This is a genomic window from Paracoccus sp. TD-10, from assembly GCF_048270675.1.
In the GTDB taxonomy this organism is placed as follows: domain Bacteria; phylum Pseudomonadota; class Alphaproteobacteria; order Rhodobacterales; family Rhodobacteraceae; genus Paracoccus; species Paracoccus pantotrophus.
In genome coordinates this window covers 1,962,945-1,980,899 of record NZ_CP182418.1, presented here as the reverse complement: position 1 = coordinate 1,980,899, position 17,955 = coordinate 1,962,945, and the positions used below count along the sequence as shown (strand labels likewise).

At 67.1% G+C, this 17,955-nt stretch carries 15 protein-coding genes and 1 tRNA gene; 5 read left to right on the top strand and 11 right to left on the bottom strand.

Annotation, left to right across the window (positions count from 1 at the left end):
• Positions 1-7: 7 nt before the first annotated feature.
• Complete coding sequence (locus ACNKFW_RS09820; RefSeq protein WP_024842990.1) at positions 8-847, top strand: carbohydrate ABC transporter permease; 840 nt, start codon at positions 8-10, stop codon at positions 845-847.
• Between the two features lie 25 nt (positions 848-872).
• A complete protein-coding gene (locus ACNKFW_RS09815; protein ID WP_418024201.1) occupies positions 873-1,865 on the top strand; it encodes an ABC transporter ATP-binding protein in 993 nt (330 codons plus the stop codon).
• On the opposite strand, the gene ACNKFW_RS09810 is transcribed toward ACNKFW_RS09815, so the two are convergent.
• The 7 genes from ACNKFW_RS09810 to ACNKFW_RS09780 form a co-directional block, all read right to left on the bottom strand.
• On the bottom strand, positions 1,862-2,749 hold the full coding sequence (locus ACNKFW_RS09810; protein WP_024842988.1) for a cation diffusion facilitator family transporter: 888 nt from the start codon (positions 2,747-2,749) through the stop codon (positions 1,862-1,864). The two genes, ACNKFW_RS09815 and ACNKFW_RS09810, sit on opposite strands and share 4 nt — an antisense overlap.
• Before the next feature lie 116 nt (positions 2,750-2,865).
• Positions 2,866-3,123: a hypothetical protein gene (locus tag ACNKFW_RS09805; RefSeq protein WP_028709896.1), complete on the bottom strand. Its 258-nt coding sequence runs from the start codon at positions 3,121-3,123 to the stop codon at positions 2,866-2,868.
• A 175-nt stretch (positions 3,124-3,298) separates the two neighbouring features.
• Positions 3,299-7,831 carry a glutamate synthase large subunit gene (gltB, locus tag ACNKFW_RS09800; RefSeq protein ID WP_036747162.1) on the bottom strand — a complete coding sequence of 1,511 codons (4,533 nt, stop codon included), beginning with the start codon at positions 7,829-7,831 and terminating at the stop codon, positions 3,299-3,301.
• Between the two features lie 14 nt (positions 7,832-7,845).
• Entirely contained in the window at positions 7,846-8,628 is a 783-nt protein-coding gene (locus ACNKFW_RS09795) for a hypothetical protein (RefSeq protein ID WP_051419469.1), read from the bottom strand.
• Between the two features lie 9 nt (positions 8,629-8,637).
• The gene (locus ACNKFW_RS09790) at positions 8,638-10,131 is read right to left on the bottom strand and encodes an NAD(P)-dependent oxidoreductase (RefSeq protein ID WP_024842984.1); all 1,494 of its coding nucleotides are present in this window, start codon (positions 10,129-10,131) and stop codon (positions 8,638-8,640) included.
• A 150-nt stretch (positions 10,132-10,281) separates the two neighbouring features.
• Entirely contained in the window at positions 10,282-11,088 is an 807-nt protein-coding gene (locus tag ACNKFW_RS09785) for an undecaprenyl-diphosphate phosphatase (RefSeq protein WP_024842983.1), read from the bottom strand.
• Complete coding sequence (locus ACNKFW_RS09780; protein ID WP_418024198.1) at positions 11,085-12,077, bottom strand: complex I NDUFA9 subunit family protein; 993 nt, start codon at positions 12,075-12,077, stop codon at positions 11,085-11,087. Before ACNKFW_RS09780 ends, ACNKFW_RS09785 begins: the two co-directional genes overlap by 4 nt.
• A gap of 574 nt (positions 12,078-12,651) precedes the next feature.
• Between ACNKFW_RS09780 and ACNKFW_RS09775 the strand changes: the two genes are divergently transcribed.
• Positions 12,652-12,736: transfer RNA gene (locus ACNKFW_RS09775), tRNA-Leu, on the top strand.
• A 207-nt stretch (positions 12,737-12,943) separates the two neighbouring features.
• Complete coding sequence (locus ACNKFW_RS09770) at positions 12,944-13,384, top strand: NUDIX domain-containing protein (RefSeq protein ID WP_024842981.1); 441 nt, start codon at positions 12,944-12,946, stop codon at positions 13,382-13,384.
• Positions 13,385-13,392: 8 nt separating this feature from the next.
• Here the strand turns inward: ACNKFW_RS09770 and ACNKFW_RS09765 are convergent, their stop codons facing one another.
• Entirely contained in the window at positions 13,393-14,664 is a 1,272-nt protein-coding gene (locus tag ACNKFW_RS09765; RefSeq protein WP_418024196.1) for a PP2C family protein-serine/threonine phosphatase, read from the bottom strand.
• A gap of 119 nt (positions 14,665-14,783) precedes the next feature.
• Between ACNKFW_RS09765 and ACNKFW_RS09760 the strand changes: the two genes are divergently transcribed.
• On the top strand, positions 14,784-15,134 hold the full coding sequence (locus tag ACNKFW_RS09760) for an Hpt domain-containing protein (RefSeq protein ID WP_024842979.1): 351 nt from the start codon (positions 14,784-14,786) through the stop codon (positions 15,132-15,134).
• 7 nt (positions 15,135-15,141) lie between these two features.
• Here ACNKFW_RS09760 and ilvA read toward each other — a convergent pair whose 3' ends face one another.
• From ilvA to ACNKFW_RS09745, 3 genes are all read right to left on the bottom strand, one after another.
• A complete protein-coding gene (ilvA, locus tag ACNKFW_RS09755; protein WP_418024194.1) occupies positions 15,142-16,380 on the bottom strand; it encodes a threonine ammonia-lyase IlvA in 1,239 nt (412 codons plus the stop codon).
• Between the two features lie 81 nt (positions 16,381-16,461).
• A complete protein-coding gene (locus ACNKFW_RS09750) occupies positions 16,462-16,776 on the bottom strand; it encodes a hypothetical protein (protein WP_418024192.1) in 315 nt (104 codons plus the stop codon).
• A 197-nt stretch (positions 16,777-16,973) separates the two neighbouring features.
• Positions 16,974-17,930, bottom strand: coding sequence for an IS5 family transposase (locus tag ACNKFW_RS09745; protein WP_147427392.1), 957 nt, complete (start codon positions 17,928-17,930; stop codon positions 16,974-16,976).
• Between the last annotated feature and the right edge of the window lie 25 nt (positions 17,931-17,955).

Genomic DNA, 17,955 nt, shown 5'->3' with positions numbered 1-17,955 from the left:
GAGAGCCATGAGCCAAGCCCGCCATTCCACCGCCCGCAGCCTGGCCGCCCATGCCGTGCTGATCCTTTACACGGTGATCGCGCTGTTCCCGGTCTTCGTCGTGGTCATCAACAGCTTCAAGACCCGCCGGGCGATATTCGCCGATCCGCTGGCCGTGCCGGGGCCGGAAAGCTTCGACCTGGTCGGCTATCGCACGGTGCTGGCGCAGGGGGATTTCGTCCTCTACTTCCAGAACTCGCTGATCGTGACCGTGGCCAGCCTGTTCTTCGTGCTGCTGTTCGGCGCCATGGCAGCCTTTGCCCTGTCGGAATACCGCTTTCGCGGCAATATGCTGATGGGGCTGTATCTGGCGCTGGGGATCATGATCCCGATCCGGCTGGGCACCGTCGCCATATTGCAGATGATGGTGGCCTCGGGGCTGGTCAACACGCTGACGGCGTTGGTGCTGGTCTATACCGCGCAGGGGCTGCCGCTGGCGGTGTTCATCCTGTCCGAGTTCATGCGCGGCGTCTCGGACGATCTGAAGAATGCCGGGCGCATCGACGGGCTGTCGGAATACACCATCTTCTTCCGGCTGGTGCTGCCGCTGGTGCGGCCGGCCATGGCCACCGTCGCCGTCTTCACCATGATCCCGATCTGGAACGACCTGTGGTTCCCGCTGATTCTGGCGCCGAGCGAGGCGACCAAGACCGTCACCCTGGGCAGCCAGGTCTTCATCGGCCAGTTCGTCACCAACTGGAACGCCGTGCTGGCGGCGCTGAGCCTCGCCATCCTGCCGGTGCTGGTGCTTTACCTGATCTTCTCGCGCCAGCTGATCCGCGGCATCACCGCCGGCGCCGTCAAATGATCCGTCTTGCAGCAAGGAGATCCCGATGGGAGCCCTGACCCTTACCCAAGTCACCAAGTCCTTCGGCGCCACCCAGGTCATCAAGGGCGTGGACCTGAATGTCGAGGATGGCGAGTTCTGCGTCTTCGTCGGCCCCTCGGGCTGCGGCAAGTCCACGCTGCTGCGCATGATCGCCGGGCTCGAGGACGTGACCTCGGGCGACGTGGTGATCGACGGCGCGCGCGTCAACGACCTGGCCCCGGCCCGGCGCGAGATCGCCATGGTGTTCCAGAGCTATGCGCTTTACCCGCACCTGACCGTGCGCGACAATATGGGGCTGGCGCTGAAACAGGCCGGCACGCCCCGCGCGCAGATCGAGGCGGCGACCGAGAAGGCGGCCGAGATGCTGGCCCTGACGCCCCTGCTGGAGCGGCGCCCGGCCGAGCTGTCGGGCGGGCAGCGCCAGCGCGTCGCCATTGGCCGCGCCATCGTGCGGCGGCCGAAGCTGTTTTTGTTCGACGAGCCGCTGTCGAACCTCGACGCCGCGCTGCGCGTGCAGACCCGGATCGAGATCGCCCGGCTGCATCGCGAGCTGGGCGCGACGATGATCTATGTCACCCATGACCAGGTCGAGGCGATGACGCTGGCCGACAAGATCGTCGTGCTGCGCGGCGGCGTGGTCGAGCAGGTGGGCCGGCCGATGGACCTTTACAATGATCCCGACAACACCTTCGTCGCCGGCTTCATCGGCAGCCCGCAGATGAATTTCCTGGATGCCGGCAAGCTGGGCCTGCGCTCGCATCGGCTGGGCATCCGTCCCGAGCATCTGACGCCCGGCGGCGGGCAGATCAGCGGCCGCGTCAGCCATGTCGAGAAGCTGGGCGGTGAGACGCTGGTCTATTTTTCCTCGGAGGACCACGGCCTCTTGACCGTGCGGCTGTTCGGCGAGCAGGACTATGCCGTGGACGAGGTGGTGGGCCTGGGCTTCGAGCCGAACCGCGCCTTTCACTTCGATGCCGAGGGAAGGCGGCTGCGCTAGATCACCACGACGCCCGAATGCTTGGCCTTGTGCTCGGGCTCGACATGGATGGTGATCAGCGCGCCGGGCAGCTTGCGCCGGAGCGCCTGTTCGATGCGGTCGCAGATGTCGTGGGCGGCATCGACCGTGGTCTGGCCGTCCACCACCAGGTGGAAGTCGATGAAGGTGCGCGGCCCGGCGTGGCGGGTGCGCAGGTCATGCGCCTCGATGGCGCCGGCTGCGGCGCCCGAGATGGTGGCGCGGATCTCGGCCAGCGTGTCCTCGGACACCGCCTCGTCCATCAGCCCCGAGAGCGAGCTGGCCATGACCTTCCAGCCCGACCACAGGATGTTCAGCGCGACCAGTGCCGCCAGCGCCGGGTCCAGCACCGCCCAGCCGGTGGCGACCGCCAGCGCCACGCCGGCCACCACGCCCACGGACGAGACCACGTCCGACAGCAGGTGCCGCCCGTCCGCGACCAGCGCCGGCGATTTCAACCGCCGGCCGCGGCTGATCAGCAGCCAGCACCACAGCCCGTTGATGAGGCTGGCCAGGCCGTTGACCAGCAACCCCTCGACCGGGGCGTCCAGCATGCGCGGATTCTGGAAACCGTGCCAGGCCTCGCGCAGGATCAGCAACGCGGCAACGATGATCATCACCCCCTCCAGCACGGCGCTGAAGAACTCGGCCTTGTGATGGCCATAGGGATGGCCGCGGTCGGCGGGCTTGGCCGCGACCCGGATCGCGATTAGCGCGGCGACGGCGGTGGCCACGTTCACCGTGCTTTCCAGCGCATCCGACAGCAGCGCGACCGAGCCGGTCAGCCACCAGGCCAGGGCCTTGAGCGCCAGAACGACCAGCCCGACGAGGATGCTGCCAAGGGCGATCTTTTCGGTCGCGGACATGGGCGCTTCCTTTTCCGAATCCGTCGCGCCGGGGTTTTAGCCGGGATGGCGTCCATGGCCAACCGGCCTTGCGGGAAAGTTGCGTGTCGCGGGAAAGGGGTAAGCGAGGGCCCCGGTCAGGCCCGGAAGGATCGCGCGGCGGGATTTCCCGGACGCGGAGAGACCGTCCCGGCATAGAGATCGGAGGATTTTTCCAGCTGGCCGCGCTGGATCTCGTGCGGTTCGGCCGGGATCTTTCTGGCCGCCCATGCCTCGGCGGCGAAAAGGGCGCAGACGCCCGCGCCAAGGAAGCCGAGGGCCGAGACCCACCAGGGCAGGCCCAGGATCACCGTCAGGATTGCGGCACCCAGGCTGGCCGGCACGCTTATGAACATGATCCCCGCCGGCTCCGACAACTGAACAGTGCAGTTCACATACCATGACCGAAGCGCGATTCAACGAAAGTGTTTTCGGCGCATGCGCATTTTGTCGGGGTTGTCGGCGTGCCGGTGGCTGGTCTGGTCCTTGGCGCGGCAAATGAAAAGGGGGCCCGCAGGCCCCCGATCCGTCCTATTCCGCCGGCACCGCCGCCAGATCCTCGACCGGGGCGATGGGATGCTTCAGATGCGGCAGCATCTCCCTGGGGCAGACTTGCAGGAAGTTGGCCTTCTCGTCCTCCCAGTTCTGCAGGATCTCCTCGGCCCGGCGCGAGCGGGTTTCCTGGTAGTGCCGCTCGATCAGGCCCTTGAGCTCCCCTTCCCAATGCGCCTGCGTCACCGGGCACAGGACCAGCGTTTCGGCGTTGATGTAATCGCGCGCCAGGCCCTCGGGGTCGTAGAGATAAGCCATGCCCCCGGTCATGCCGGCGCCGAAGTTCGCGCCGATCCGGCCCAGGATCACGGCGACGCCGCCGGTCATGTATTCGCAGCCGTTGCTGCCGCAGCCCTCGATCACCACCTTGGCGCCCGAATTGCGGACCGCGAAGCGTTCGCCCGCCCGGCCGGCGGCGAACAGATAGCCGTCGGTGGCGCCGTAAAGCACGGTATTGCCGATGATGGTGTTCTCGGCCGCCTTCAGCGGGCTGCCCATGGGCGGGCGCACGACGATGGTGCCGCCCGACAGCCCCTTGCCGACATAGTCGTTGGCATCGCCCGAGACCTCGATCTTCAGCCCCGGCGCCGCAAAGGCGCCCAGAGACTGCCCGGCGCTGCCGGTCAGCCGCACGGTCAGGTGGTCCGGTTGCAGCTTGTTGCGCATGCCGAAGGTCTGCACGATCATCGAGGACGTGCGCGTGCCCACCGTCCGCTGGGTGTTCCTGACCGCATAGGACAGCTGCATCTTCTCGCCATCCGAGAAGAAGCGGCCGGCATCGCGGATGATCTCGGCGTCCAGCGTGTCGGGCACCGCGTTGCGCGGCTTCGAGCGGTCGTAGACGATTTTCTCCGAGCCATCGACGGTGATCAGCAGCGGGTTCAGGTCCAGGTCGTCCAGCGACTTGTCGCCCCGGCTGACCTGGGTCAGCAGGTCGGCGCGGCCGATCACCTCGTCAAGGCTGCGCGCGCCGATGCTGGCCAGGATCTCGCGCACCTCGGTGGCGTAGAAGGTGATCAGGTTCACCACCTTGTCGGCCGAGCCGTTGAACATGGCCCGCAGCTTTTCGTCCTGGGTGCAGACGCCCACCGGACAGGTGTTCGACTGGCACTGGCGCACCATGATGCAGCCCATGGCGATCAGGGCGGCGGTGCCGATGCCGTATTCCTCGGCCCCCATCATCGCCGCCATGACGATGTCGCGCCCGGTGCGCAGCCCGCCGTCGGTGCGCAGCGTCACCCGGTCGCGCAGGCGGTTCATTGCCAGCACCTGATGCGCCTCGGTCAGGCCCATTTCCCAGGGCAGGCCGGCGAACTTGATGGACGTGGCCGGCGAGGCCCCGGTGCCGCCATTGTGCCCCGAGATCAGGATCACGTCGGCCTTGGCCTTGGCCACGCCCGCCGCGATGGTGCCGACGCCCGAGCTTGCCACCAGCTTCACCGTGATCTTGGCGCGCGGGTTGATCTGTTTCAGGTCATAGATCAGCTGCGCCAGATCCTCGATCGAATAGATGTCGTGATGCGGCGGCGGCGAGATCAGCGTCACGCCCTTGGTCGAATGCCGCAGCCGGGCGATCAGGTCCGTCACCTTCATGCCGGGCAGCTGGCCGCCCTCACCGGGCTTGGCGCCCTGGGCGACCTTGATCTCCAGTTCCTCGCAGGCGTTCAGGTATTCCGCGGTGACGCCGAACCGCCCCGAGGCGACCTGCTTGATCTTGGCGCAGGGGTTGTCGCCATTGGGCAGCGGGTGGCTATGCGCCGGATCCTCGCCGCCCTCGCCGCTGTCGGATTTCGCACCGATGCGGTTCATGGCGATGTTCAGCGTCATATGCGCCTCGGGCGACAGCGCGCCCAAGCTCATGCCCGGCGTCACGAAACGCTTGCGGATCGAGGTGATCGATTCCACCTCTTCCAGCGGCACCGGCTTGCCCAGGGGCTTGATGTCCAGCAGGTCGCGGATATGGATCGGCGGGTTCGCCCGCATGGTGGCGGTGAACTGCTTCCACACATCATAGGACGCCTTTTCGCAGGCCAGCTGCAACAGCCGCATGGTATTGGCTTCCCAGGCGTGCTTTTCGCCCGAGCGACGCGCCTTGTAGAAGCCGCCCACCGGCAGCAGGTCGACCAGCGGCGCGCGGAAGCCCTTGGCATGGGCTTCCTCCAGCTTGGCCTGCAGCCCGTGCAGCCCGATGCCCGAGATGCGCGACTGCATGCCGGGGAAGTATTCCGCCACCATGGCGCGGGAAAGCCCCACCGCCTCGAAGTTCAGCCCGCCGCGATAGGAGGACAGGACCGAGATCCCCATCTTGGCCATGATCTTCAGCAGCCCGGCGTCGATGGCCTCGCGATAGCGGGTCATGATGTCGATCAGGTTGCCGTCCAGCAGCCCGCGCTCGATGCGCTCGGCCAGGGTGTCCTGCGCCAGATAGGGGTTCACCGTGGTCGCGCCGCAGCCGATCAGCACCGCGAAATCATGCGGGTCCACGCATTCCGAGGCGCGCACGTTCAGCGAGCAGAAGGTCCGCAGCCCCTTGCGCGTCAGCCAGCTATGCACCGCGCTGGTCGCCAGGATCATCGGCACGCCGACGCGGTTGGCCGAGATGCCCTCGTCGGTCAGGATGATATGGCCGTTGCCGGACCGCACGGCATCCTCGGCCTCGGCGCGGATGCGCGCCAGGGCCTCGGCCAGGGCGTCCGGGCCGCCATTGGCCGGGAAGGTGCAGTCGATCTGCGTCGCCTGGCCCTGGAACATGCGGGTCAGTTCCTCGAACTCGCCATTGGCGAGGAAGGGGCTTTCCAGCATGGTGATCTCGGCATGGGTCGAGCTTTCCTCAAGCACGTTCTTGAGGTTGCCGAAGCGGGTGCGCAGGCTCATCACCCGGCTTTCGCGCAAGCTGTCGATGGGCGGGTTCGTCACCTGGCTGAAGTTCTGCCGGAAGTAATGCGACAGCGGCCGGAACTGGCGCGACAGCACCGCGGGCGGCGTGTCGTCGCCCATCGAGGCCAGCGCCTCCTTGGCGTCCTCGGCCATCGGCACCAGCATCTGCTCGACCAGCTCGACGGTATAGCCGACCGCGATCTGGCGGCGGTGCAGCTCCTCGCCGCTGTGCAGCGCGGTCTCGGGCAGCTTGGCCATCAGTTCCGAGGGCTGCACCACCTTTTCCACCCAATCGCCGAAGGGCTGGCTGGCGGCCAGATGGTCCTTGATCTCGCGGTCGTGGTAAAGCTTGCCCTCGGCCATGTCGACGGCGATCATCTGGCCCGGCCCCAGCGCGCCCTTTTCGCGCACGGCGGTTTCGTTGACCGGGACCATGCCGGCCTCGGACCCGGCGATCAGCAGGTTGTCGCCGGTCACGACATAGCGCAGCGGCCGCAAGCCGTTGCGGTCCAGCCCGCCGCAGACCCAGCGCCCGTCGGTCATGGCCAGCGCGGCGGGACCGTCCCAGGGCTCCATGATCGAGTTGCAATAGGCATACATGTCCGCCCAGGCCTTGGGCATGTCGGTGGTGGCCTTGGACCAGGCTTCCGGCACCAGGATGGTCTTGGTCATCGGCGCATTGCGGCCGGACCGTACCAGCACCTCGAACACCGCGTCCAGCGCCGCCGAGTCGGACGAGCCGCCGGGGATGATCGGCTTGATGTCCTCGGCCATCTCGCCGAAGGTCCGCGAGGCCATGCGGATCTCGTGGCTCTTCATCCAGTTCGAGTTGCCCTTGAGCGTGTTGATCTCGCCGTTATGGGCCAGCATGCGGAAGGGCTGCGCCAGCCACCATTGCGGGAAGGTGTTGGTGGAATAACGCTGGTGATAGATGGCGAAGGCGCTCTCGAAACGCTCGTCCTTGAGGTCGGGATAGAACTCGGCCACCTGTTCGGCCAGCATCATGCCCTTGTAGATGATGCTGCGGCAGGACAGCGTGCAGATATACATGCCGGCGATCTGCGCCGCCACTGCCGCCTTCTCGATGCGGCGGCGGATGATGTAAAGCTCGCGCTCGAACTGCTCGTCGTCGATGTCCTTGTCGCAGCGGATCAGGATCTGCTCGATCTCGGGGCGGGTGGCATTGGCCTTTTCGCCCAGGACCGCGGTGTTCACCGGCACGTGCCGCCAGCCATAGATGTAATGGCCCATGCGCAGCACTTCGGATTCCACGATGGTCCGGCAGCGTTCCTGCGCGGCGAAATCGGTGCGCGGCAGGAAGACCTGGCCCACGGCGATCAGCTTGTCGTGGTCGGGCTCGTGCCCGGTGCGGCGCACCTGGTCGTAGAAGAAGGGCACCGGGATCTGCACATGGATGCCGGCGCCGTCGCCGGTCTTGCCGTCGGCGTCCACGGCGCCACGATGCCAGATCGCCTTCAGCGCGGTGATGCCGCTTTCCACCACCTTGCGGCTGGCCTTGCCGTCGATGCTGACGACCAGGCCGACGCCGCAGGACGAATGCTCGTCCTCGGCACGGTAGAGCGAATGTTCCGCCATCCAGTCGCGGCGGGCCTGTTCCTGCTGTTCCCAGCTCATCTGTTCACAGTCCTTCACGTCCGTGCCTCCTTCACAAGCTGCCACAGGATGTCGGCGCCCTGGCCGCCCACCATCTGCAGGTCGCAATCATATTCCGGCTTGGTCGAGCCGAAGCCGGGCTGCCCCGGAAACGAGAACGTCACCGGGCTGTCGTTGGTCTGGCGCACGGCGCCGGTCCAGTCCTCGGAGGTCTCGACGCCGCCATAGAACCGCCCCTGCGCGCGGCTGATGAATTGCTGGCCATGGCGCCGGATCAGCACCTGGCCGGATTCGCCATAGGTGGTCAGTTCGAACCGGGTGAGTTCCAGCGTCACGCCGTCGATCTGCACCGTTTCGCCGGTCAATTCGTCATGGCCGACATGGCGCAGCCGCTCGCCGTCGTTCGAGCGGGTCCAGAAATCGAAATCGTCCCGCCCTGTCTCCAGCAGGGTCGAGAACGAGGCGTGGTCCTGCGCCTCCTCCTCCAGCACATCGGTCAGGCCGCTGCGCAGGTCGGTGCTTTCCATCCAGCGCGTCTCGCGGTCGATGCGCGACTGGAAGGTCGGGCCTTCGGGGGTGAAATAGGTCACGCGCTGGTCGCCGGGCGCATCCGAGCCGCAGCGGTAATGCTGCGAGACGCTGCAACCGCGGTTCTGCACGGTGATTTCCAGCTTGCAGCCGGAAGGCGGGGTGAAATTGGCCGCCGCGGCGGGCAGGGCAGGAAGCGTCAGCATGGCTGCCGCTCCTGCCGCCAGCACCATGCCGCGCGCCGTCGGCGTGGCGCCGGCTGCGGGGCTGGGGCGTGGTTGTCGTGCCATTGCCGCCCCCTATTCGGCCGCGACGCGGGCGGCGCCGGAAAGATAGCCGGCGATGCTGTCCGCGGCCTCGCGGCCGTCGCGGATCGCCCAGACCACCAGGCTGGCGCCGCGCACGATGTCGCCCACGGCAAAGACGCCGGGCAGACTGGTCTGGTGCGTCTGGTAATCGGCCTTGATCGTGCCCCAGCGCGTCACCTCCAGCCCGTCCACGCCCCAAAGCCGCGGCAGTTCCTCGGGTTCGAAACCCAGCGCCTTGATGACCAGTTCCGCCGGCTCGTCGTAATCGGCGCCTTCGATCAGCTCGGGCGACTGCCGGCCCGAGACATCGGGCTGGCCCAGCCGCATCTTCTGCACGCGCACGGCGCTGATGGTCGGGATTTCGCCCGTATCATCCACGTCGCGTTCCTGCGCGACCATGGCCTCGCCGGTGACATGGCCGGTAAAGGCGCCAGGGGCGGACAACCAGACGAACTCGACGCCCTCCTCCTCGGCGTTCTGCACCTCGCGCTGGCTGCCGGGCATGTTGGCGCGGTCGCGGCGATACAGGCATTTCACCGATTGCGCGCCCTGGCGGATGGCGGTGCGCACGCAATCCATGGCGGTGTCGCCGCCGCCGATGACCACGACGCGCTTGCCCTTGGCGTTCAGCTCGCCATCCTCGTAATCGGGGATCTCGTCGCCCAGATCGACCCGGTTCGAGGCGGTCAGGTAGTCCAGCGCCCGTACCACGCCCTTGGCGGCGGCATTGTCGATGTCCAGGTCGCGGGTCTTGTAGACGCCGGTGGCGATCAGCACCGCGTCATGCTTGCCGCGGATGGCGTCGAAGCTGATGTCCTCGCCGACATTGACGTTCAGCACGAAGTCCACGCCGCCCTGGGCCAGCTGCTCGGTGCGCCGCTCGACCACCTGCTTTTCCAGCTTGAAGCCGGGGATGCCATAGATCATCAGCCCGCCGGCGCGGTCGTGGCGGTCATAGACCGTGACCTGGAAGCCCATGCGGCGCAGCCGGTCGGCGGCGGCCAGCCCGCCCGGCCCCGCGCCGATGATGCCGATGGATTCCGGCCGTTCCTGCATCGGCACGATCGGCGTGATCCAGCCCTGCTCCCAGGCGGTGTCGGTGATGTATTTCTCGATGGCGCCGATGGTGACGGTGCCGTGGCCGGACTGTTCGATGACGCAATTGCCCTCGCACAGCCGGTCCTGCGGGCAGATGCGGCCGCAGATCTCGGGGAAGGTGTTGGTCTCCTGGCTGCGCAGATAGGCTTCCTGCGTGCGCCCCTCGGCGGTCAGGCGCAGCCAGTCGGGGATGTTGTTGTGCAGCGGGCAATGGCTCTGGCAATAGGGCACGCCGCATTGGCTGCAGCGGCTGGCCTGTTCCTTGGCCTTGGCCTCGGCGAACTCGCGATAGATCTCGTGGAAATCTTCCGAGCGGGATGCCGCGTCACGTTTCTCGGGCATCTCGCGCCCGATGGTGACGAATTTGAGCATCTTTTGCGTGGCCATGGCTGCGCGTCCTTCGATGACGAGGGTGGTCCCAGCCTGATAAGTCAGGCCGCCGTCAAAGAAAAGTCAGCAGAGTTGACCTAATTAACGATTCTTCCGTCCGAACCCCTCTTTTTTACGCTGCGGGCGCGAAAAATAGGTCAGCACAGTTTACCATCCTGCCTGCAAAGCCAGCAAAACCACGACCCCGACTGCGATTCGCCACCAGGCGAAGAAGCCATAGCCATAGGTCGAGACATAGTTCAGCAGCCCACGCACCACGACCACGGCAGCCAGGAAGGCGCAGACAAAACCCAATACGATGTTCCCGGTCGCCGCTGCGTCCAGGATGTCGCGGTTCTTGTGGAGATCATAGACGAAAGCGCCCAGCATCGTCGGCATGGACAGGAAAAAGCTGAATTCCGCGGCAGAACGCTTGTCGGCGCCCAGAAGCAGGGCACCGACGATGGTCGCCCCCGAGCGCGAGACGCCGGGAATCATCGCCAGGCACTGGATGAAGCCGATCTTCAGCGCCATGGGCAGCGGGAAATCCTCGGCCGAGAAATGCCGCGGCCGGTTCGCCATCCGGTCCACGAACAGCAGCACCACGCCGCCGATGATCAGCATGGCGGCGATCAGGGCCGGGGTCTCGAACAGCACTTCCTTGATGATGCGATGCGCCAGCACGCCGATCACCACCGCGGGCAGGAAGGCCAGGGCCACCGCCAGGATGAAGCGCCTGGCGCGCGGATCATGCGGTGCGCCGGAAAAGATCCGCCACAGCCGCCCGGCATAGACGCCCAGGATGGCCATGATCGCGCCCAGCTGGATCAGCACCTCGAAGGCGCGGCCGGGGGAATCGAAGCCCAGGAAATGCCCGGCCAGCAGCACATGGCCGGTCGAGGACACGGGAATGAACTCGGTCAGCCCCTCCAGCAGACCAAGGGCGGCGGCAACGAGGGTGTTGTGGTCCATCAGCCGTTGCGCAGGTTCTTCGCCGAGGCGGTGATCGCTTCATATTGCCCCGAGGGCCGGAAGCGCCACAGGTATTGCGCGATGATGGCGGGGGCGGCGGTCGGTTCGATGCCCAGGTCGGCAAAGGTCTTGACCTGTCCCGAGACCCGGTTCGGCCGGCGCAGCAGCCGGGCCTGGTCGCGGGTCATGATGCGGTTGGTCAGCAGCCCGCCGCTGACGGTCTGCACCGTGTCCAGCACCGATCCCATCACCCGGCCCAGCCAATTCGGCAGGCCGATGATGGCGCGGCGCCGGTCGGTGGCAACCAGAACCTGCTGCGCCACCTCGCGCATGGTCAGGACGTCCGGCCCGCCAAGCTCGTAGATGCCCGGCTCGGCCTGTCCCGCGGCGGCCATGGCGGCGGCGCGGGCCACGTCCTCGACATAGACCGGCTGCATCTGGGTGTTCGCGCCCGGCACCAGCAGGATCGGCCCCAGCCGCGTCATCGAGGCGATGCGGTTGTAGAAATGGTCGTCCGGCCCGAACATGACCGAAGGCCGCAGGATCACCGCATCGGGGCGATGCGCCAGCACCGCCGCCTCGCCCCGGCCCTTGGTGGCGGCATAGCGGCTGTCCGAATCCGGATCCGCGCCGATGGCCGAGACATGCACGAAATGCCGGACCCCGGTTTCGGCGGCGATGAGGGCGACGCGGCCCGCGGCCTCCTCGTGGATGGCGTCGAAGGTGTTCCTGCCCTCGCGCACCATGATGCCGACGCAGTTGATGACCGCATCCGCATCGGCCATGCAGGCGGTCACGGAAAGGTCGTCGCGCACGTTGCAGGGCACCGGCTCGACCTGGCCGGGGGCGCCATAGGTGCGCACCACCCCGGCCTCGTTCGGGCGGCGGACGGCGACGCGGATGCGCCAGCCCTGGGCGGCCATGACCCGTGCGATCTGCCGGCCGAGGAATCCAGACCCGCCATAAATGGTGACAAGCTTGGCTGCGGACATGCGGCGCTCCCTTCGTGCGTGCTTGATCGTTCAATACCCAAGCCTTCCGCCAGCGGCAAGCCGTGGCCGCCGGCCTGCGACGATCGGGTCCGCCTTGCCGGCCCGTCCCGGCGTTGGCCGCGCCCTTTCAAGGCCGGGCAACGGCGGCAAATGGGCGAGGGATGAAAAGATCGTCCAGGCCGAGCCCCGGGGGGAGGCGCGGCACCGCCGCCGCGGCCGTTGGTGCCAGGCGTGCGGGGATCGCGGCCACCGGCTTGCGGCCTGCTCGCGGCCGCCTGGGGCGGCGGCATGCGGACGATCTCATGGAGCGCGGCAGGATCAGGCGGGTCCGTGCCGTGCGAAGGGGGCATGCCGGGCCGCGCCGATCCGGCCGAAGGGGCAGGGCTCTACCCGGCCGGGGCGCGGTTTTCCGGCGGCGCCGGCCGATGAAGCACGGCCCGGACACGGCCGGGCCGGCGGCTTCGAAGGCGGCGTGAACGGGGGCGCGAAAAAGATTTGCGGCCGGCGAAGATTTTTGTCGATCCCCCGTTGACACCCCCTGCGGCTGGGCTTAATCACCCGGCTCACGCGACCTGCCCAGGTGGCGGAATTGGTAGACGCGCACGGTTCAGGTCCGTGTGCCGCAAGGCGTGGAGGTTCGAGTCCTCTCCTGGGCACCATGAACAAAAGCCGCGCAAGCCCTTGGGTTTGCGCGGCTTTTGCTTTGCGCGGCAGGGTGCTTTCGGGCAAGGCTTGCCGCCGGTGGCACGGTCGCTTGGGTATTTGGGAAACGGTGAAGCCATGCAGGCGCGGGCGGGGCGCAGCCATGGCCTTCCCGGCCGGGATGGGCACAGGCAGGGCGCCGTGGGGGGAAAGGAAGTGGCCGCATGATACCGCGTTTCGGAACGCCGCCGGGGCGCCGCGCCCATCGCCTGCGTCCGGGGGCCTATGGGCTGCTGATCCGCGACGGCGCGGCGCTGCTGACCTTCCAGCAGGCGCCGGCGCCCGAGTTCCAATTGCCCGGCGGCGGCATCGACCCCGGCGAATCGCCGTTGGCCGCCCTGCATCGCGAGGTGCGCGAGGAGACCGGCTGGAGCATCGGCAATCCGCGCCGCCTCGGCGCCTATCGGCGTTTTTGCCATATGCCGGATTACGGGTTCTGGGCGGAGAAGCTCTGCACCCTCTGGCTGGCCCGCCCGGTGGTGCGGCTGGGCGCTCCTTCCGAGCCGGGGCATGAAGCGCATTGGGTGCCCCTGCGGCAGGTCGCGGAACTGTTGCCCGATCCGGGCTCGCGCGCCCTGGTGCGGGCGGCGTTGCGCCGGATCTGAGCCGGGTCTCAGCCCCAGGGGCCGCCACCGTTCTTCTGCCGCTCGACCAGCACGGCCGAGATGTCGTCGCCGCGCCGGCCGCCGGCGTAATGCGCTGCCGACCAGCAGATCGATTCCAGCAGTGCATCGCCGCGCAGCGTGGCATTGGTGCGCAGGATGGCATTCAGCCCTTCTTCGCCCAGGGGTTCGCCGCGCGCATTCTCGCTTTCCGTGAGGCCGTCCGAGCTGATGAACAGCCGGTCGCCGGGTCCAAGCGCCAATTGCACCTCGTCATACGCGGCATCGGGAAACACCCCCACGGGCAGGCCGCCGCCGCCGATGCGCTCGATGCGGCCGTCGGCGCGTTGCAGCACCGGATGGGGGTGGCCCGCCTGCACCAGGCGCAGCTGGCCGGTCAGGAAATCCAGATCGGCATAGACCATGGTGAAATAGGATTCGGTACGCAATTCCTCGATCATCAGCGTGTTCAGGTGGCGCAGCACCTCGGTCGGCGGGCGGGCGTCGTAAAGGCCCAGGTCGGTGATGCGCAGCGCGATGTTCTGGTCCGTCCCACCGGAAAGCAGCGCCGCCAGCCGCGCGCAAAGCAGTGCCGAGGCGACGCCATGGCCCGCCACGTCCAGCGCGAACAGCCCGACGCGGCGGGCGTTGATCGGAAAGAAGCCGACCAGGTCGCCGCCGATATGGCCGGCCGGGCGCATCAGCAGCGAAAGGTCGAAATCGCCGTAGCGGCCATGGCGTTCCCGCACCAGCCCCTGCTGGAGGCGCTGCGCCTCGCGCAGGTCGCGGTCGATCGCGGCCTGGGTCTCGCGCAGCTGGGCCAGGGTGGCGCTGAGCTGGGTATTGGCGCTGCGCAGGCTTTCCTCCATGCGCAGGATGCGTTCGCTGGCGGAAAGCCGCGCCAGCAGTTCGGCGCCCGAGACCGGCTTGGTCAGGAATTCGTCGGCGCCGGCGCGCAGCCCCTGGGCGATGTCCTTCTTGTCGTTGCGCGAGGTCAGCAGGATGAAATAGCCATAGCGGTCCGACTGCATCTCGCGAAAGCGGCGGCAAAATTCCAGCCCGCTTTGGCCCGGCATCATCCAGTCCGAGATGACGATGTCGGGCCGCCGCTCCAGGCAGATGCGCATCGCCTCGTCGCCGCTGGCCGCCTCGACCACCTGGTAGCCGGCGCGGAGCAGCTGCACCGCCAGGGTCCGCCTTTGTGCCCGGCTGTCGTCGACAAGCAGCACCAGCCGCATGCTGTGCGGTATCGTCGTCGTGGCCTGGGGGTCGAGGATCATCATGCGCCAGGGTCTAGACCACGGGGTCTGAATGTTCCGTTAATCCAGACAATTTTCGCGATTAACACGTTATAGATGAAATTGCTGTTATGAAGGGTGGGTGATTCTTCCGAGGGTTGTCCATGCTGGATTGGAACCGTATCAACGAACTGCGCGGGGAGGTCGGCGATGACGAATTCCAGCTGATCCTGGAACTGTTTCTGGACGAGGTCGAAGGTGTCATCATGCGCCTGTCGCGCCGGGACGTGCTGCAGCTGGAAACCGACCTGCATTTCCTGAAAGGATGCGCCTGGAACCTGGGCTTTGTCGATTTCGGCAATCTTTGCGATGCAGGCGAACGCAAGGCGGCCGGGGGCCGGGCGGCCGAGGTCGATGCCGAATCGCTGCTGGCCAGTTATTCCGCGTCGAAACAGGCGCTGATGCGCCAGCTGGACGCGGCGCTGCGCCCCGACAAGCGGATGCGCCTTGCCTGAGCGCCGGTCAGATCAGGAATTCCGCCAGCACCGGATCGCGGGTGATGTCGCGATAGCCGATCCCCGCCGCTTCCAGCCTGTCGCACAGCCGGGCAAGGTTTTCCGGGGCGGTGGTCTCGATGCCGATCAGGACCGAGCCGAAGTTGCGCGCCGATTTCTTCAGGTATTCGAAGCGGGCGATATCGTCCTCGGGGCCCAGCAATTGCAGGAAATCGCGCAGGGCGCCGGGCCGCTGCGGCATGCGCAGGATGAAATAGCGTTTGAGCCCCGAGAAACGCTGGGCGCGCTCCTTGACCTCGGGCAGGCGCTCGAAGTCGAAATTCCCGCCCGAACAGATGCAGACCACCCGCTTGCCGGCCAGGTCGGGAATGTCGCGCAGCACGTCCACTGCCAGCGCCCCGGCCGGTTCCAGCACGATGCCCTCGATGTTCAGCATTTCGAGCATGGTGGCGCAGATGCGATCTTCGGGCGCGGTATGGACGCGCTCGGCGCCGAAGCCGCGAAGCGCGGCAAAGGGCAGGTCGCCGATCCGCGCCACGGCGGCGCCATCGACGAAATTGTCCACGGCGGGCAGGGTCACGGGGGTGCCCGCCAGCAGCGCCTCGCGCAGGCTGGCGCCACCTTCCGGTTCGGCGAACTCGGCGCGGGTGCCGGGGGCCAGTTCGGCCAGCAACCGGGTGACGCCGGCGGCCAGCCCCCCGCCGCCGACCGGCAGGACGACGACATCCGGCGCGGCATCCAGCTGGTCGAGCAGCTCCAGCCCGACCGTGGCCTGCCCCTCGATGATGTCCGGGTCGTCGAAGGGCGACAGGAAGGTGGCGCCCTGCGCGCGGGCGAAATCCTGCGCCGCGGCCAGCGTCTGGTCGAAATAATCGCCGGTCAGCACGATCTCGATGGCGCCGTTGCCGAAGATGCGGGTCTTGTCGATCTTTTGCCGGGGCGTGGTGACCGGCATGAAGATCGTGCCGCGGGTGCCGAAATGCCGGCAGGCATAGGCCATGCCCTGCGCGTGGTTGCCGGCGCTGGCGCAGACGAAATGCCCCTGCGGCCCGGCGCCGATCTTGCGCATGGCGTTGAAGGCGCCGCGCAGCTTGTAGCTGCGCACCGGCGTCAGGTCTTCGCGTTTCAGCCAGATCTCGGCACCGTATTTCGCCGAGAGGTGATCGTTCTTCTGCAAGGGCGTCGGCTCGAAAAGGTCGCGCAGCGCGATCCCGGCCTGGCGGACAGAGGCGGCAAAGTTTTCCATGACCGGCGCATGGCGCGAAAAACCGCGGTTGGCAAGTGGGGATGGCTTGCCGCCCTGGGCGGCGGCGCCCGGCCGCCCTGGCTAGCGGGTGGCGTCCATCTTGCAGGGCAGGACGACGGGCTGTGCCCTGTCGGGCAGCCAGGCAAGCACCTGGGTATCGGAAAGGAAGGTGACGGAAAGGGGCCGGGACGGCATGGCTGGGAAATCGCATCGGTAGTTTTCCTGCCCATCCAGCGCCCGGACGAGGCTGGGCAGGTCGGGCATGATCGTCAGCGATGACGCAAGCGGCATCGCGATCATCGCGCTGAGCGGCAGGACAAAGGCCATCGACCGCAGGGCAGCGCCTCCACGCCTCGTCAGCATTTGCAGGGTAAGCAACCCCAACTGCAGCAGCATGAGCAGCGCCCCAGCCCCCGCGAAGGTCAGCCACAAAGTCGTGACCGCTGTCAGGGATCGTCTGAACTACCGCTTCGGCTTCGCGGATTTTCGGGCAGAGGCGGTCTGACGAGGGCACGTCGACCGGGTATGCCGACGATTTCCGGGTATCGGCCCGTTCGAAGGGCCGGGATCGGCACCTGTGGGCAGACTCCACCTCATGCCAGCAGCCTTCGTCGGACGAGGAACAGGTTGCCGAGGGCGAACAGGGTGAAGAGCTGAGCACGGTTCTTTGCAAGCCCGCGGTAGCGGGTCTTGAGATACCCGAACTGCTGCTTGATTACCCGGAAGGGATGCTCGACCCGAGCGCGCACCCTGGCGATGACCCGGTTGATGTCCGCGTCGACGGGATGCAGCGCACCGCCCCTTGGCGCCTTGCGCATGACGCCCCAGAACTTGCCCGGCCCGGAGAACGCGGCCTCCCGCGCCGCGCTGACATAGCCCCTGTCCGCCCAGACTGATGTCTCCCCGCCGTGCAGGAGCGCGTCCCAGACCTGGCTGTCATGGACCTTCGCCGTCGTCGTCTCGAGGCTGTGCACGATGCCGCTGTCAGCATCGACGCCCACATGCGCCTTCATGCCGAAGTACCAGGTATTGCCCTTCTTCGTGGATGACATCTCGGGGTCGCGGGCCTTTGCCTCGTTCTTGGTCGACGAGGGCGCGTCGATGATGGTTGCGTCCACCAGTGTCCCGGAGCGCAGCGTGATCCCCTGATCGGCCAAATGGCTGTTCACCTCGGCGAACAGCTGCTCGGTCAGTCGGTGCTTCTCCAGCAGGTGGCGGAAGTTCAGGATCGTGGTCTCGTCGGGGATCCGATCGTCGCCAAGCTCGATGCCCGCGAACTGCCGCATGGCGTCGCTGTCATACAGTATCTCCTCGGCCAGCGGATCGCTCAGGGCGTACCACTGCTGCAGGAAGTAGACCCGCAGCATCGTCTCCAGCGGCATCGGGGGTCGCCCGCCCTTCGGCCCAGCCTTGGGGTAGTGCGGCTCGATCAGTGAAAGGAGGCGGCTCCACGGCACCACAGCCTCCATCTCGGCGAGGAACTTCTCCCGCCGCGTCTGCTTCTTCTTCATCGATTGGCGGAGGCCGGGAAAGGCAGGCTGCTTGGGCATCGGGGCGCATCCTCTGATGTCCCGC